The 15,871-nt window shown below is 61.6% G+C and carries 18 protein-coding genes; 12 read left to right on the top strand and 6 right to left on the bottom strand.

Annotated elements, in window-relative coordinates; all coding sequences use genetic code 11:
* Position 1: 1 nt before the first annotated feature.
* On the bottom strand, positions 2-574 hold the full coding sequence (locus ACQK2G_RS04710; RefSeq protein ID WP_425403868.1) for a TRAP transporter small permease: 573 nt from the start codon (positions 572-574) through the stop codon (positions 2-4).
* Between the two features lie 148 nt (positions 575-722).
* Positions 723-1,715, bottom strand: a complete 993-nt coding sequence (locus ACQK2G_RS04705) for a TRAP transporter substrate-binding protein (protein ID WP_425403867.1) — start codon at positions 1,713-1,715, stop codon at positions 723-725.
* A gap of 218 nt (positions 1,716-1,933) precedes the next feature.
* Between ACQK2G_RS04705 and ACQK2G_RS04700 the strand changes: the two genes are divergently transcribed.
* The 4 genes from ACQK2G_RS04700 to ACQK2G_RS04685 all read left to right on the top strand — a co-directional run bounded on the left by ACQK2G_RS04700 (position 1,934) and on the right by ACQK2G_RS04685 (position 5,215).
* Positions 1,934-2,671 carry a FadR/GntR family transcriptional regulator gene (locus ACQK2G_RS04700; protein WP_425403866.1) on the top strand — a complete coding sequence of 246 codons (738 nt, stop codon included), beginning with the start codon at positions 1,934-1,936 and terminating at the stop codon, positions 2,669-2,671.
* A 92-nt stretch (positions 2,672-2,763) separates the two neighbouring features.
* Positions 2,764-3,666 carry a 5-dehydro-4-deoxyglucarate dehydratase gene (kdgD, locus tag ACQK2G_RS04695; RefSeq protein WP_425403865.1) on the top strand — a complete coding sequence of 301 codons (903 nt, stop codon included), beginning with the start codon at positions 2,764-2,766 and terminating at the stop codon, positions 3,664-3,666.
* 42 nt (positions 3,667-3,708) lie between these two features.
* A complete protein-coding gene (locus ACQK2G_RS04690) occupies positions 3,709-4,575 on the top strand; it encodes an amidohydrolase family protein (RefSeq protein ID WP_425403864.1) in 867 nt (288 codons plus the stop codon).
* Positions 4,576-4,663: 88 nt separating this feature from the next.
* Positions 4,664-5,215, top strand: a complete 552-nt coding sequence (locus tag ACQK2G_RS04685; RefSeq protein ID WP_425403863.1) for a histidine phosphatase family protein — start codon at positions 4,664-4,666, stop codon at positions 5,213-5,215.
* Positions 5,216-5,224: 9 nt separating this feature from the next.
* Here ACQK2G_RS04685 and ACQK2G_RS04680 read toward each other — a convergent pair whose 3' ends face one another.
* Entirely contained in the window at positions 5,225-5,470 is a 246-nt protein-coding gene (locus ACQK2G_RS04680) for a DUF6356 family protein (RefSeq protein ID WP_425403862.1), read from the bottom strand.
* A gap of 177 nt (positions 5,471-5,647) precedes the next feature.
* Between ACQK2G_RS04680 and ACQK2G_RS04675 the strand changes: the two genes are divergently transcribed.
* Both ACQK2G_RS04675 and ACQK2G_RS04670 read left to right on the top strand, forming a co-directional pair.
* The gene (locus ACQK2G_RS04675) at positions 5,648-6,106 is read left to right on the top strand and encodes an Lrp/AsnC family transcriptional regulator (RefSeq protein ID WP_425403861.1); all 459 of its coding nucleotides are present in this window, start codon (positions 5,648-5,650) and stop codon (positions 6,104-6,106) included.
* Between the two features lie 81 nt (positions 6,107-6,187).
* Positions 6,188-6,850, top strand: a complete 663-nt coding sequence (locus ACQK2G_RS04670) for a dienelactone hydrolase family protein (protein WP_425403860.1) — start codon at positions 6,188-6,190, stop codon at positions 6,848-6,850.
* 38 nt (positions 6,851-6,888) lie between these two features.
* Here the strand turns inward: ACQK2G_RS04670 and ACQK2G_RS04665 are convergent, their stop codons facing one another.
* Positions 6,889-7,353: a DUF427 domain-containing protein gene (locus tag ACQK2G_RS04665; RefSeq protein ID WP_425403859.1), complete on the bottom strand. Its 465-nt coding sequence runs from the start codon at positions 7,351-7,353 to the stop codon at positions 6,889-6,891.
* Positions 7,354-7,470: 117 nt separating this feature from the next.
* Positions 7,471-8,847 carry a glutathione-disulfide reductase gene (gor, locus tag ACQK2G_RS04660; protein WP_425403858.1) on the bottom strand — a complete coding sequence of 459 codons (1,377 nt, stop codon included), beginning with the start codon at positions 8,845-8,847 and terminating at the stop codon, positions 7,471-7,473.
* A gap of 202 nt (positions 8,848-9,049) precedes the next feature.
* Here gor and ACQK2G_RS04655 point away from each other — a divergent pair, with 202 nt between their 5' ends.
* From ACQK2G_RS04655 to ACQK2G_RS04635, 5 genes are all read left to right on the top strand, one after another.
* The gene (locus tag ACQK2G_RS04655) at positions 9,050-9,430 is read left to right on the top strand and encodes a (2Fe-2S) ferredoxin domain-containing protein (RefSeq protein WP_425403857.1); all 381 of its coding nucleotides are present in this window, start codon (positions 9,050-9,052) and stop codon (positions 9,428-9,430) included.
* Between the two features lie 11 nt (positions 9,431-9,441).
* Positions 9,442-9,936 (top strand): hypothetical protein, encoded by a 495-nt coding sequence (locus tag ACQK2G_RS04650; RefSeq protein WP_425403856.1) that lies wholly within the window; start codon positions 9,442-9,444, stop codon positions 9,934-9,936.
* A 108-nt stretch (positions 9,937-10,044) separates the two neighbouring features.
* Entirely contained in the window at positions 10,045-10,911 is an 867-nt protein-coding gene (locus ACQK2G_RS04645; RefSeq protein WP_425403855.1) for a phytanoyl-CoA dioxygenase family protein, read from the top strand.
* 134 nt (positions 10,912-11,045) lie between these two features.
* Positions 11,046-12,710: an adenylate/guanylate cyclase domain-containing protein gene (locus ACQK2G_RS04640; protein ID WP_425403854.1), complete on the top strand. Its 1,665-nt coding sequence runs from the start codon at positions 11,046-11,048 to the stop codon at positions 12,708-12,710.
* Positions 12,707-13,357, top strand: a complete 651-nt coding sequence (locus tag ACQK2G_RS04635; protein WP_425403853.1) for a glutathione S-transferase family protein — start codon at positions 12,707-12,709, stop codon at positions 13,355-13,357. The genes ACQK2G_RS04640 and ACQK2G_RS04635 overlap by 4 nt, the downstream gene beginning before the upstream one ends.
* 3 nt (positions 13,358-13,360) lie before the next feature.
* On the opposite strand, the gene ACQK2G_RS04630 is transcribed toward ACQK2G_RS04635, so the two are convergent.
* The gene (locus tag ACQK2G_RS04630; RefSeq protein WP_425403852.1) at positions 13,361-14,350 is read right to left on the bottom strand and encodes an isopenicillin N synthase family dioxygenase; all 990 of its coding nucleotides are present in this window, start codon (positions 14,348-14,350) and stop codon (positions 13,361-13,363) included.
* A 232-nt stretch (positions 14,351-14,582) separates the two neighbouring features.
* On the opposite strand from ACQK2G_RS04630, the gene ACQK2G_RS04625 reads away from it, so the two are divergent.
* On the top strand, positions 14,583-15,827 hold the full coding sequence (locus ACQK2G_RS04625; protein ID WP_425403851.1) for an Hsp70 family protein: 1,245 nt from the start codon (positions 14,583-14,585) through the stop codon (positions 15,825-15,827).
* The last annotated feature ends 44 nt before the right edge of the window (positions 15,828-15,871 follow it).

Raw genomic sequence — 15,871 nt, 5'->3', positions numbered from 1 at the left:
ATCAATCCCCCATCTCTTCGGGTTCGATCCCGATGATTCTGTCCCATCCCGCCCGTGTCATCGCCAGAAGATGACCGACCGAAAACAGCGTGATCAGCACGCCGCCGATGAACAGCGGCAGCACACGGATGCCCTCTGACCACCCGAGCAGCGGAATCTGCGAGCCCCATTTGAACTGGGTCAGCTTGAACCCGTAAACGGCAAGGAAGATGCCGAACCCGGCCAGCGTCAGATAGACGATCGCGTGCAGGGTCGCCTTGATGACCGGCGGCATCCGTATCGTCACGACGTCCACATTCAAATGGGTCTTTTCCTGGATCCCCGCCGACGCCCCGAGAAAGGCGATGAAAACCACCAGCAGCAGGGCCACCTGTTCAACCCAGGTCGGAGTCGAATTCAACACATAGCGCCCGAAGACCAGCCATCCGAAAATCACCGTCAGGATCACCAACCCGATCCCCGCAAGGTTCATGCAGGTGGTCGCCAGCAGATTGTTGATCGCCGTCAAAACACGGGACAATCGCGGCAGAAGGCCCTGCTCACCACTGTCACTGTCGTCGCCCCTATCAACCATTCCCATTCTCCCGGAACGGCGGCCCCTTACCGGCCCCCACCGTCACAATACTACGGAACCGTCCCGCGCTGCCGGTTGCATGCGCGGCGGCCCAAACACACTTGCCGGCCCGGCGTGAACCGGGCCGGCAAGCTTGAGCCGGCAAGATTTACTGAACCGCTTGCATCTGCCCGATGAGAGCGGCCTGGTCCGGGTTGGCCGCGATGTACTTTTCGTACACGGGCTTCATGGCGTTCTGGAACGCCGCCTTGTCGGCGATTTCGTTATACTTCACGCCGGAGGCGATGACCTTCTGCTTGCTCAGTTCCGAGCGTTCGGCCCAAAGCTTCTGCTGCAGGGTGGCGGATTCGACCGCAGCTTCCTCAACCGCCTTCTTCTCCGCATCCGACAACGAGTCCCAGGCGGTCTTACTGATGCAGACGCATTCCGGAATGATCAAATGCTGCGTCAGCGAGTAGTAACCCGCGACTTCGAAATGGCCGGTGGACTCGAAGGAAGGCCAGTTGTTTTCGGCGCCGTCGACAACACCGGTTTTCAACGCCTGATAGACTTCGGAGAAAGCCATCGGCGAGCCGTCACCGCCAAGCGCGCCGACCATGCCGGTGAACAATTCGTTGTTCATGACACGGATCTTCATGCCCGCGACATCGGCCGGGGTGTTGATCGCCTTTTTCGAGTTGTAGAACGACCGGGCGCCGGAATCGTACCAGGCCAGCGGCACCAACCCCTTGTCTTCCATGCCCTTCCGGATCGTTGCGCCCGCCTCGCTGCCGAGGACGCGATGCATATGCGGAAGATCCTTGAAGATGAACGGCAGGGAAACGACGTTGGTTTCCGGAATGACCGTGCCCATCGGCCCGAGGTTGAAGTTACCGACTTCCAGCGCGCCGATTCGAACCTGCTCGATCGCGTCCGGCTGGTTCCCCAGCACGCCGCCATGATAGTTGGTGATGGTCAGCGAGCCGCCGGTCTTCTCGTTCACCAGTTCGGCGAACTTATCCATCGCCACAGTGTTGGGATAACCCTCCACATGGATATTCCAGGCGCGCCATTCCTTCGCTTCGGCGACACCGGCCGCGCCCATTGCCAGCCCGGCGACGACCAGGGCTTTCATGAAATGCCCAGCACTCTTGTCAAACATGATCCGTTTCCTCCACGTGTTCCAAATTGACCCTGATACCGCGTCCTGTTCCGGACGTCTTTGTTTATTGTTCTTATGCATTACTATTTGTATGATGAATTTAAAAGTCAACCGACTAATTCGGAATACGGAAACGGTATTGCGGATTGCAAACACCGCCCCCGGCGGGCCTGATGCACGGGCATTGTCAGCCGCCCGATGAATTCGTGGAGTACCCAGTGAACCCTTTGCGCGAACGCCAGCCCAGGCAAAGCCTTGCCCAGAAGCTCTCGGAGACGCTGCGCGCCCGGATTGAGTCGGGTGAACTGGTCGAAGGCGACAAACTGCCGACCGAACAGCAATTGAGTCTGGAGCACGGCGTCAGCCGCACCGTGGTGCGCGAAGCGATCGCGACCCTGAAGGCGGACCGGTTGATCGAGGCGAAACAGGGGTCCGGCGCCTATGTTCTGGGCCGGTCTTCGCCGACGGCGCAGCAAATCTGGTCCACCCAATCGCAGACGATCTCGTCCGTCATCGAGACCCTGGAGCTGCGCGCAGCAATGGAAATCGAGGCGGCCGGCCTTGCGGCGGCACGCTGCTCCCCGGCGCAGGAAGCGCGCATTCAGGAACGCTTCCATGACCTCGGCACGTCGCTGGAAGACCATCAGGCGGCCCAGGACGCGGATTACCGGTTTCACATGGCCATCGCCGAAGCGACGAATAATCGTCAGTTCGTGGAATTCCTCGAATATCTCGGCCGACGCACCATTCCGCGGGCTCAACTGCATCTGCTCAACCCGGATCCGGACGCCGCTCTGACGATGGAACGGAACCTGTTGGCGGAGCATGAGGCGATTCTCCGCGCCATCTGCGCCCATGATGTCGAAGCGGCCCGGGACGCCATGCGCGTTCACCTGAAAGGTAGCCTGGAACGGTACCGGCAGTTGAGCCTGCTAACTAACCAGACAAATAATTAGACTTGTCATACCAATTTTATCTGCGGTAGACCGAACCCGAGAAACAGGACGCTTCGCGGTTGAAGCGCATTCGACGGGGAGGACGTATCCGCATGACGCTCGATGACATCAAATCCAAACTTGGGTCCGGCCTTCTTTCCTTTCCGGTCACGCATTTCGACGACGACCACCGTTTCGTCCCGGACGCCTATGCGGCCCATGTGGAATGGCTCTGCCAATACGACGCCGCCGGATTGTTCGTGGCGGGCGGCACGGGCGAGTTCTTTTCGCTAACCCCGGCGGAAGTGATCGATGTGCTGAAGACCGCAAAGCAGGTCGCCGGCGACATGCCGCTGGTCTGCGGCTGCGGTTACGGTACCGAGATCGCCAAGGAAATAGCCGTCGGCGCCGAAAAGAACGGCGCGGACGCCATCCTGCTGCTGCCCCACTACCTCATCAAGGCGACGCAGGAAGGCCTCTACCGGCATGTGAAGGCGGTCTGCGATTCCACCGGCATCGGGGTCATCATCTACAACCGCGACAATTCCATCATCTCGGCCGACACGGTCCGTCGTCTCGCGGACGATTGCCCCAACCTGATCGGGTTCAAGGACGGGTCCGGCCAGATCCAGACCGTCCGGGAAATCTGCGCGAAGCTCGGCGATCGGCTGGTCTATATCGGCGGCATGCCGACCGCGGAACTCTATGCCGAGGCTTATGGCGCGGCCGGCATGACCACCTATTCCTCGGCCATCTTCAATTTCCTGCCGGACCTGGCACTGACCTTCTTCAATGCGGTCCGAGACGGCGACACAGGAACGGTCGAACGCATCCTGAAGGATTTCTTCTATCCCTATTCCGACATTCGGGACCGCAAACCGGGCTATGCGGTTTCCATCGTCAAGGCGGGCCTCACCGTCATCGGCCGCCATGCCGGCCCCGTCCGGCCGCCGTTGACGGACCTCTCCCGGGAAGAGTTGGACATGCTGGAGAAAATCGTCACCCCGCATGTATGATCCCAGCAAAACGATGCAATAAAGATCCGGGGGGAGCAGAGAATGGCCAGACGCTACAACACCTTGCCGCTGGACGGGCCCAAACCCGCATTGAAGGCGCCGAAGGGGGCGGTCGATACGCATATCCACTTCTTCGACGGCCACTATCCCGGCGCCGCCGGCGGTCCGCCGCCGACGGCCGATTGCACCCCGGACGACTATCGCCGGGTGCAGGCACGCCTCGGCATCGAAAAACTGGTGGTCGTTCAGCCGAATGCCTACCAGTTCGATAATCGCTGTTCGCTGGTCGCGCTCGACGCCTTCGGCGCGAATGCACGCGCAATCCTGTGCCTGACCGGATCGGAGAGCGAGGCGGAACTGCAGGCGCTGCACGACCGCGGCGTGCGCGGGGTTCGGATCATGGATTTGCCGGGCGGCGCGTCCAAACTCGATCGGACCCTCGACCTCGCCGCCCTGATCGCACCCTTCGGCTGGCACGTGATCACCCAGTTCGACGGCCGGGACCTTTCCGATCATGCGAAGATCCTGAACCATATCGAGCACGATTACGTCATCGATCATACCGCCAAATACCTTGAGCCGGTGACGGTCGACGATCCGGCCTTTGCGGAACTGCTGCGCCTGATCGACAAGGGCAATTGCTATGTGAAGCTTTCAGCCTTTTACGAGACGTCGAAATCGGGCCCTCCCTTCTACGAGGATGTCGGCAAACTGGCCCGCGCCCTGATCGACCACGCGCCCGACCGCATCATCTGGGCAACCAACTGGCCCCATATCGGCCGCGCGGCGGAAAACTACCCGGATGATGCAAATCAGCTGGATTGCCTCGGCCAATGGACGGACAGCGAGGCCGTGATCGCGAAGATCCTCGTCGAAAACCCGCGCAAGCTTTACGATTTCGAGGACTGACGCCGCAGGTTTGCGTTCCGGCACCGCGCCGCGTTATAGGGTGGGCTCCACTCCCTCCCCGAACGCCCGACACGCCCGGAGCCATGCCATGTTGCCTCAACGCCCCTTCTTCTACCTGCGCCACGGCGAAACGGATTGGAACAAGCAGGGCCTTGCCCAAGGCACCAAGGACATTCCCTTGAACGAGACGGGGCGCAGGCAAGCGAGGGAAGCCGCGGCCTCCGCGCCCGGCCTCGGTATTCAGCGCATCGTCGCGAGCCCGCTCGACCGCGCGGCTGAAACGGCACGCACCGTCGGCAAGGCGATTGGCATAGAGCCCGTCTACGACCAGGGACTTATCGAATGCAGTTGGGGGGAACGCGAAGGCGACACGCTGGAACCCTGGTTCCGGGACTGGCTGGAAGGCCGCCTGGTCATCCCTGGGGCGGATATCCTGGCGGAATTTACCGATCGCGCCGCGGAACGGATCGCCCAGGTCCTGCGGGCGGACGACCGGCCGACCCTGATCGTCGCCCATGGCGTGGTCTATCGCGGCATTCAGAAACTGTTCGGTTGGGATCAGCTGACGATACCCAACGGCGTCATCCTGGAACATCGCCCGGATGGGGAAGCCGGCTGGCGCGTCTTCATGCGGAAGTAACGCCGCGGCCTATTCGGCGGGCGCCGGCAACACCTTGTGCATATTCTTGTGACGGACCCGGTTCGCCACCATCCGATCGTGCAGATCGGTTATGATCCGGCTGCCGGTCTTTTCGAACAGGAAGGGCAGGAAAGCGTGCGCGAGGCATGCGCAAGCAGCCAGGAACAGCGGCAGCGCAAAACCCATCGCCTGCCCCATATGCTCGACATAATCTTCGCCGACGCTGTTCGGGTGGTCTGTGAACAGATTTTTCATGCGAAGTCTCCTTAAGTCCAACCTGAAGTTCCAACCTCATTTCTGAGTGGGACTCTGCACTCATTTTCCTGGAATGTGTTTTCGTATTTGGCACTGAAACGCTCTATTTTCGTATTTTCTTACTATTTTTTAATTTAATGATAGAATATTTTCTTAATCTGCTTTTCGGGGGTAGAATTGGATCAAATTGACCGCAGGATCCTGGCGGAACTGCAGCGGGACGGATCCCTGTCGAACGCGGAGCTTGCCGAGCGGGTCGGCCTGTCGACCACGCCCTGCTGGCGGCGGGTGCGTCTGCTCGAAGAACAAGGCTACATTCGCGGCCGCGTCGCGCTGCTGAATCGGGACAAATTGAATGTCGGCGTCACCGTCTTCGTCTCGGTGAAGACCGCGCGCCACGACGCGGAATGGCTGGCGGAATTCGCGCGCGTCGTCCAAACCATGCCCGAGGTGCAGGAGTTCCACCGGATGAGCGGGGAAGTCGACTACATCATGAAGGTCGTGGTGCCGGACATCGCGGCCTATGACCGGTTCTACAAGCGGCTGATCGAAGAGATCGACCTGAGCGACGTGTCCTCCAGCTTCGCCATGGAGGAAATCAAGAATACCACCGAGTTGCCGCTGTCTTACCTCTGATCCTGTATCCGGACGGTTCCATTTTCCCTGCCGTCTGCCCTAGACTGCGCGCGGCACGTTTCGATCAAAGGGAGAGCCGATATGGGTGACATGATCACATTCCACAAACACGAAGACAGCGGCAAGACCGCGGGTTATCTGGCGGCCGCGCCGGGCGCCAAGGTGGGGATCGTCGTGATCCAGGAATGGTGGGGCCTGAACGATCAGATCAAGGGCGTGGCCGACCGCTTCGCCGCGGCAGGCTATACCGCGCTGGCACCCGATCTCTACGCAGGCCGCGTCACCCAGGACCCGGATGAAGCCAACCACATGATGTCGGGGCTGGACTGGGACGGCGCATACAAGGACGTCCGCGGCGCGGTGCAGCGCCTGAAGCAGGATTGCGACAAGGTCGCCGTGCTCGGCTTCTGCATGGGCGGCGCCATCACGATCATCGCCGGGGTCAGAATTCCGGAATGCGATGCAGCGGTCTGTTACTACGGCATCCCGGGCAAGGAGGCAGCGGATCCGGCAAAGATGGCCGTGCCCTTCCTTGGCCATTTCGCGACCGAGGACGACTGGTGCACCCCCGCGGCGGTGGAAGGGTTGAAGGCGGATCTCGCCGGGGTATCGACCCCGGTCGAGATTCACTCCTATGAGGGCAAGCAGCACGCTTTCTTCAATGAGGTTTCCGCCGCCTACGACAAGGAAGCCGCCGAATTGTCATGGGACCGCACGCTGGCCTTCCTGAAGGCACAGTTGTAGGTCCATTCGGAGATCGGGCCGACGCCGGCCGGCAGGCGTTACAGCTTGGCCGGCCAGTCCGCTTCCGTCGTATCGACCGCCAACCCGTCGACAAGGGTATCGACCTTGTCGGCATAGAAGGCAGCGTAGCCTTCCAGCCAGGCCACGTCCGAATAGGGGGTTTGATAGGCCCAGACAGCGTTCTCGGCCGGCTTGGCATGCTCGCCGGGACCGCTTCCGCCGGATATCGACCAATAACAGGCATGCCCCTTGAACGGGCAATAGGTCGTATGATCGGAGCCTGACAGTTCGTCCATGTCGATGGCGAGCAGGGGTACGTAAAGCACGGGCGTATGGTTCGTCTCCCGGACCAGAATCGCCCCCTCGGTCTTGCAAAGGGTCACGCCGTTGCGCCTGATCTCCACGATCCTCTCAAAAGGTTCGCGGGTGACTTTATGGTCGGGTCGTTCCCGAAATCCCGGCGCGGGATTGCCGCCGCCGCTCGGTTGAGCCTGACCGGTCATGACGATACTCCTCCTTTCCTGTGGTCTCCTTTCAGGATGTCGGGCGGCCGACCCATTCGGCCGCCCTCCTCTTCAACATTGGTTCGCCGCGCAATTCGGCAACCCCGAAAGCCAGATCTATTCAGCCGCCTGGGCCGGCGCTTCCGGCACCGGTTCGCGCATGGTGACGAATTCTTCCGCCGAGGTCGGGTGAATTCCGATCGTTGCATCGAAATCAGCCTTGGTGGCGCCGGCCTTGAAGGCAACGCCGATACCTTGGGTGATTTCGCCTGCCTCCGGACCGACCATGTGGAACCCGACGACCTTGTCGCTGGCCCGATCAACGATCATCTTGATCAGGGTTCGTTCCTCGCCGCCCGACAGAGTGTGCTTCATCGGCCGGAAGGCGGAGCGGTAGATGTCGATTTCGCCGTATTTGTCATGCGCCTCCGTCTCGGTCAGACCGACCGTGCCGATCGAGGGCTGCGAGAAGACCGCCGTCGGGATATCCCGATAATCCATCTTCCGGTTCTCGCCCTTATAGGTGTTGTGCGAGAAGACCATTCCTTCGGCGATGGCAACGGGGGTTAGCGCCACCCGATGGATGACGTCGCCCAGCGCATAGATCGACGGCACATTGGTGCGGAAATCCTCGTCGACCACGACGGCCCCGTTTTTCGCCAATTCTACCCCGGCGTTTTCCAGGCCCAGATTGGCCGTATTGGGGTGTCGGCCGGTGGCATAGAGGATCAGGTCCGTCTCCACGGTCGAGCCGTCCTCCAGCATCGCGACAAGACCGTCCTCCGTCTTCTCGACCGATGCGATATTCGCGTTGAAGCGGATATCGACGCCCTTTTTCACCATTTCGTCCCGAAGATGCGAGCGGACATCCGCATCGAAACCGCGCAGGAAGAGCGGACCGCGATACATCTGGATCGTCTCGACCCCCAGCCCGTTGAAAATGCCGGCGAACTCAACGGCGATATAGCCGCCGCCGACGACGATCGCGCGCTTCGGCAGGGTCTCCAGACTGAAGACTTCGTTCGAGGTGATGACATGTTCGTTGCCCGGGAAGTCAGGCACGGTCGGCCAGCCGCCGGTGGCGATCAGAATGCGTTCCGCCGTCACCTTTTCGCCGCCGACCTCTACGGTATTCGCGTCGACCACCGTGGCGCGGGCGTTGAACAATTTTACCCCGGCATTGTTCAGCAGCATCTCGTAGACGCCATTCAGCCGGCTGATTTCCTTGTCCTTGTTAGCAACGAGCGTTTTCCAGTCGAATGCCGTGTCGCCGACCGTCCAGCCGAAGCCGGCCGAGTCGTGGAAATCTTCCTGGAAATGCGAGGCGTAGACGAAAAGCTTTTTCGGCACGCAGCCGACATTCACACAGGTCCCGCCCAGATAACGGTCCTCCGCGACGGCGACGCGGGCCCCCATCCCGGCGGACATGCGGGCTGCCCGGACACCGCCGGACCCCGCCCCGATGACGAAAAGATCATAGTCGTAATTGCTCATAAAACCTCCATGGATGCCCGATCCCCGCGGGCAATGATCGCCGTATCGTGCCTTGAGCCGCTATGGCTCGCACAATTCGGTTTGGAAACACAATGTTAACGCCCCATATCGTACCTAGTCCGTCGGGGCGCAAGGATGACCGGCGGCCTGAAAGGTGCCAGGATACTCACTTTCGGTCACGCATTTGCGAGCTTGGAGACGCATGGACGACGGTTCGACCTCAGGCATGACAGCCCAGGAAGGCAAGGAAAGCCCCGACCTGGATGCGCGCAGCTATCGCGCGCTTCGCCTCTGCACGAATTTCCGCGCCGGCTTCACCCTTCCCTCCTGTGGCGCGCGCGGGGCAGAGGACGTTCGCGAAGAAATCGCCCGGCAATGGCCGGAACGGAATATGCCCTTTGACTTCGAAACCGTGCATTGCATGGGCAAGTGTCATATCGGCCCGACCCTTCGGCTGGTGCCGGCCGGGCCCTTCCTCATGGGGGCGCGGACCAAGGAAGACGTCACCCGCCTGCTGGACCTGCTGGAAGCCGGCGAGATAGAGAAAGCCGCGCAGGAATTTCCGTCCCCGGCCGCGTATTGAGGCGGAATGGCATGCCCCTTGCGGGCGGATCATTGGAACCGAACAGCAAATCGAGAGTTATGCGAGCCCTGATCCTCACCTTCGCCGCCGCCGTGATAACGGTCACGACACTGATTGCTGATGCCCCGGCCTTTGCCGACGGAAGCCGTTTCATACCGCTCGGCCGGATACCGCAACTGCTGCAGCCCGGCGGCGCCACCCCGCCCCGGTTCAGCAGGGGGTCCCGGCCCGTGAAGTTCTTCGTCGACGCCGCATCCCTACCGCAAAGCCTGTCGACCAATTTGTCGAATGCCTGCGCCCATGGCATCTTCAACACGCAACGCCCCGGCCGTTACTATGTCGTGGTCGAATTGCAGGGGGGACAGAAAAAGCGCCTGTCCTACGCCAACGCCCAGGGCTTCAATCTGCGCGATCCCGGCAATCGACGGGGCCGTGACCTTGCCTTTCTGTTCGAATTGGACGGCACGTCCCAGTGCAAGGTCTATGCAATCCCGACCTTGTTCTAGAAGAGAGTTTAAGGGCCAATCCTCTTCGCCCCCTGCATTACGGAGATAACCTCCTCTTCCACGGCAACTTGGGCTACCATCCCCCGAAAAACACAACCGGGGTGGAAAATGCTGACGGAAGAGCAGGTCGCGGCCTATCGCGAAGACGGTTTCATTCTCGTACCAGACGTCTATTCGACCGACGAAATTGCGGAGCTGAACCGGGTTACGGACCGGTTCGTCGAAACCAGCCGCGCGCTGACCGGAAGCGATAGCGTTTTCGATATCGGTCCCGGCCACAGCCATGCCGCCCCGAAATTGCGCCGCATCAAGAACCCGACCCTTCATCATCCTGCCTTCGACAAGGCGATGCGCCACCCCGGACTGATCGCCATACTGCAGCAATTGCTGGGCGATGCATTGCGGTTCGATCATGCCAAACTGAACATCAAGCCTGTCGGCGGCGGGGCGGAGATCGACTGGCATCAGGACTGGGCCTTCTATCCCCACACCAATGACGACATGCTGGCCGTCGGTGTGCTGCTGGGCGATGTCGGCCCGAAAAGCGGCCCCTTGCAGGTCGTACCCGGCAGCCATAAGGGGCCGGTGCTGAACCACCATTCGAACGGTGTCTTCTGCGGCGCCATCGACGACGCGGAAGCCGAGGGTCTTGCGGAAACGGCCGTGCCGCTGACAGGCAAGGCCGGTTCGGTCACCATTCACCATGTCCGCGCAATCCATGGATCGGAACCGAATACCAGTGAGACGGCACGCCGCTTGCTGCTTTTCTCCTATGCCGCCGTGGATGCCTGGCCCTTGCTGCCCAAGGAAGGAATTGGCGATTTCGACACACGCATCCTGACCGGTACGCCGACGCTTGCGCCGCGCCAGATCGCCGTTCCAATCCGTATCCCGCTGCCGAAAGTGGAAGCCGACGATTCCATCTTCGACAACCAGTCGCACAAACAACGCGGCGCGGCCATGATGGGGTCATAGACCGCCGCACGGGGTTTTTCAGCGCATTCCGCCGATCTTATCGTGCCGGTCATCCCTATTTGATTTTCCGTTTGCGGTGACTCCCGCCAATATGCTTGCACCTCGCCGCGATTGGGGAAACCGGAGGTTTGGGCATGCGGAACGCCATTCGGCTGTACAGTGGGCTGATCCTGGCCGCATTCGTGTTGACGCATCTGTTGAACCACTCCCTGGGATTGATCTCCCTGGAAGCGATGGATCGCGGCCGGATGATCCTGAACGCGCCCTGGAGCAATATCATCGGCGGCCCGCTGCTTCTCGCCGCCTTTTTCTTTCATATCCTGAACGCGCTTTATGCGATTTACCGTCGGACCTCGCTGCGCATGAGCAACTGGGAGGCAACCCAGCTTTCCATGGGATTGGCTATCCCGATCCTGTTGGGTCCGCATCTGGCGGGTGCCTTCATCGGGCAATTCCTGGCCGGCCACAAACCGACTTATGAGTGGTATATCGCCTTCTACTGGATCGTCGCCCCGGTTCAGGGCGGAATTCAAACCGCCGGCTTGCTGGCGGCCTGGATCCACGGATCGGTCGGCATACACTACTGGCTGCGCACCAAAATCGGCTATGAACGATATGCGCCGCTGCTTCTGTCCCTGATTGTCGCCATCCCGGTCGCCGCGGTCAGCGGCTTCATCGCCGCCGGGCTCGGCGCCCAGCGCTTGGCCGCCGCCGATCCGGATTTTGTCGACCGGGCGTTCAAGGCCATCAGGCTGACCGGCGAGAATGCCGACCTTGTGGTGAACCTCGCCAACGCATCGACCTGGACAGCCATGGCGGTCATTGCCATTCCCTTCCTGCTGCGCAGCATTCGCACGGTCGTCAATCGGATGCGACAGGGCCCCGTCCTGATCCTGCCGGACGACCGCAGGCTGAGCATCCAGAAAGGCGCGACGGTGCTGGAGACCCTGCGCGCGGCCGGTATTCCGCACGCGTCCGTCTGCGGCGGCCGGGGCCGGTGCACGACCTGTCGCGTACGGATCCTGAAGGGCGGCGATGCCCTGCCGGAACCGGGCGGCATCGAGGCGCGGGCCCTGGCCCGGATCGAAGCGCCGCCGGAATTACGGCTGGCCTGTCAAATCCGGCCCGATGCCGATATCAGCGTTGTCCCGCTGCTGCCGCCGCGCGCCACCGCCGATCAGGGACGTCAGCCGGGTGGACTGGAAGGGCTGGAACGGCAGATCACCATCGTCTTCATTGATCTGCGCGGATCCACCAAGTTGGGTGAGACGAAACTGCCCTATGACGTGCTGTTCATCCTGAACCAGTTCTTCGCGGAAATGACCAAGGCGCTGCACGAAACGCGCGGCCATTACTCCCAGTTCACCGGTGACGGTTTGATGGCGATATACGGGCTCAACAGCCCGAAACCCGAGGACGGCGCGCGCGACGCGCTGGCGGGCGCAGCCGCGATGTTGAAGAGGATTGAAGCGCTGAATGCCTCGTTGGAAAGCGAACTGCCCTTTCCGTTGCAGATCGGCATCGGCATCAACGACGGAGAGGCAATCGTCGGCGCGATGGGCCCGCCTTCGGCGCAAACCGTGACGGCGATCGGCGACAGCGTCAATTCGGCCGCCAGGCTGGAAGCCCTGTGCAAGGAGCACGGAAAACCGCTTGTCATCGCCAAGTCGACGGCCATTCTTGCCGGTGTCGCCCCGCCCGAGGACGCCTTGCACGCGATCGAGTTGCGCGGCCGCTCGGAGGTGACCGAATATTATGCCCTGGATACTGTCCCCACCCCTGAAGGAGGCCGAGCGTGAGTAACCCGACCCTGGTTATCGGCAATAAGAACTATTCTTCCTGGTCCCTGCGCCCCTGGCTTGCCCTGCGCAAGGCCGGCATCGCCTTCGACGAGGTCAAGGTTCTGCTCGACAAACCGGATACCAAGAAACGGATTCTGGAACATACGCCGGCGGGCAAGGTCCCGGCCTTGGTCGTCGACGGACAAACGGTTTGGGACTCGCTGTCGATCTGCGAATGGGCAGCGGAACGGCGGCCCGATCTGTGGCCGAAGGACCCGGCTGACCGGGCTCATGCGCGCTCGATCAGCGCGGAAATGCATTCGGGCTTTCCGGCCCTGCGCGCCGCATTGCCGATGAATATCCGGGCGACCGGCCGTCACGTGCCGTCGACGCCGGAACTGGAGGCCGATATCGCGCGCGTGCTGGATATCTGGAACGGCTGCCGCGCCGCCCATGGCAATCACGGGCCTTGGCTGTTCGGTCATTTCAGCATCGCCGACGCCATGTTCGCTCCCGTCGCGACGCGCCTGCGCACCTATGGCATCGCCGTCGACGACACCGCCCAAGCCTATATCGACACCCTTTTCGCGGATCTAGATTTCAAGGAATGGCTCGCCGAAGCCGACGGAGAGGAAGACATGCTGCGGATCGAGGAGGTCGGGTAGGGCTTAGCCGGCCTTCTCACCCGCCCCGCCACGATAAGCATAATTCTTGTCGAACCGTTCCATCACATAATCGCCGTAGCGAACAGGGCCGGGCCCGGCGATGGGCGTAACGCCTTCGGCATAGGGATGCAGCGGTTCCACAACCGTTTCCATCGCCATGTCGAAGAAAAAGGGGATGGAATACCGGTCCCGTCCGCTGCGATTGTTCAGCACGCGATGCGGTGTCGACGGCCAGCGCCCGCCGCTCCAATACGACAGCAGGTCGGCGACATTGACCACGAAACTGTCCGGCACATAGGGCACGTCGATCCAGCCGCCGCCTTGGCGATCCGTCGCACGGACCTGCAGCCCGCCGATTTCGTCCTGCGCCAGCAGGGTCATGAATCCGTAATCGGTATGGGGGGCGGACCCGAATAGATCCTCGTCCGCCTCCGCCGATACCGGCGGGTAATGCAATAGGCGCAGATAGACGGTCGGATACTCGAAATGCCGGTCGAACAGGTCGTCCCGCTGCCCCAGCGCGCGGGCCAGCAGGCGGGTCAAATGCCGGGCCGTCTCGTCCAAGACCCGATAATAGCCCTCCACCGCCGAACGAAAATCGGGCAGATCGGCAGGCCATTGGTTCGGCCCCTGCAAGGGGCCGCCAAATCGCGGATCGTCCGCCGCCACCGGATGCATCATCATGAAGCTTTCCGATACATTCGGTTTCGTCACCGTGTCGACCGAAGAGGTGACGATCTTGCTGGTCTTTGGCGCGATATAACCGCGGTGAAAAGCATTCACGGCAATTGCCCGTTTCTCCGCCTCTGGCAGGGCGTGAAAGGCGCGCGACGCGGCGAAGGCACGGTCCCGCAGGCCCATCGGCACGCCATGTCCGGTGACGATGCAGAACCCGTATTCCCGAAACGCCGCATCCAGTCCGGACGCGATCCGGTCCCGAGCGGCACCGGTGGACGGAAACCCTTCCAGGTCGATGACAGGCAATGACGGCACGAATTCCTCCCAGTCCGCTCCTGCGCCGGGCCGCGGTTCACCCTTGATCTCAAAGACCGCGCCCTCTACAAGACCCGGCGCCGCGCCGGGCCCTATGGAACACTATTCCCTGCACACAGGTCCGGCCATTCAAAACAGATCCGCCTGAACGAAGCCCCGCCCGGTCACCCTGGGTCGGCTGCCAACCGCTTGCCTCCGACACAACGCCGATACGAACGAGGGACGCAGATCCATGAGCGACTGGCTGGGTATCGATTTTGGAACGTCAAACTCCGCAGCGGCGTACGTCGAGGACGGCACGGTAAAGCGCATCCGGCTCGACCGAGAAAGCGACACGGTCCCGACAGCGGTCTTCTTTCCTCTCGAAGAAAAGAGCATGGCCGTCGGCTCCGTTGCCAACGAAGCCCTGATAGACCGGCTGGAAGGGCGCTATATGCGCTCACTGAAACGGGTACTCGGCACGCCGCTGATGGCGGAACGCCGAACCATCCTGGACCGGAAGATGGATTTCTACGACATCGTCGCGGCCTTCCTGAAAATCATCAAGCAAAGGTCCGAGGAACAGGCCGGACGGCGCTTCGACAAGGTCGTCGCCGGGCGGCCCGTCCTGTTCGACAGCCGGAATGCGGATATCGACGCCCGCGCGGCAAGCGACCTGGAGCGCTGCTATCGCATGGCGGGCTTCGACGACATCGTCTTTCTGCCCGAACCGGAAGCCGCCGCCCTTTCCGTCACCGGCGCGATCGATACGGATGCGCTTGGCGTCGTGGTCGATATCGGCGGCGGCACTTCCGACTTCACCGCCTTCAAGAAGTCGGGCGGCGGGATCGATCTGGCCGCGTCCCATGGTGTGCAACTGGGCGGCACGGATTTCGATCGGGCCCTAAACCTGAAATTCATCATGCCCTGCCTGGGTCACGGCCACAGCATCCGGCACGGAATGGGCGGCGAGACCATCACCGCGCCGAACGCCATTTTCCAGGACCTCGCGACCTGGGAAAAGATCCATATGCTCTACACGGGCAAGACCCTGACATTGGCGAAGGGTCTGGTGCGGGATGCGGTGGAGCCCGACATTTTCCAGCGCCTGCACCACACGATCGATTGGCAATTGGGGCACGAGATCGCCTTCCTCGCCGAACGCTCCAAGATCGCTTCAAACAGCGCGGCAGGCCCTGTCGAGATTGATCTCAAACTGCTTGAAACGGGCCTTTCCGTGGGCATGAATCCAGCGGATATCGAAACCGTCTTCAGCGGCTTTACCGACACGCTTTCGGAAACCCTCGACGACACGCTGACGCGCGCCAAGGTCTCACGGGATGCGGTCTCGCATGTGGTGCCGGTCGGCGGCGCGAGCCTGATGCGGCTTGTTCGATCCGCCACATCACGGGTCGTCCCTGCGGCGAGCATGGTCGAAACGGAGATCTTCACCGCCGTCGTCGACGGCCTCGCCATGCATGGGGAGGCCTTGGCCTGACTCTGCGACAAGGGTCAGGCCGCGTGACGAGGAGAACGATCACT

This window comes from Hwanghaeella sp., from assembly GCF_965227365.1.
Taxonomy (GTDB): domain Bacteria; phylum Pseudomonadota; class Alphaproteobacteria; order UBA8366; family Aestuariispiraceae; genus Hwanghaeella.
The sequence above is the reverse complement of the archived record's forward strand: the minus strand, read 5'-3'. Positions and strand labels throughout refer to the sequence as shown.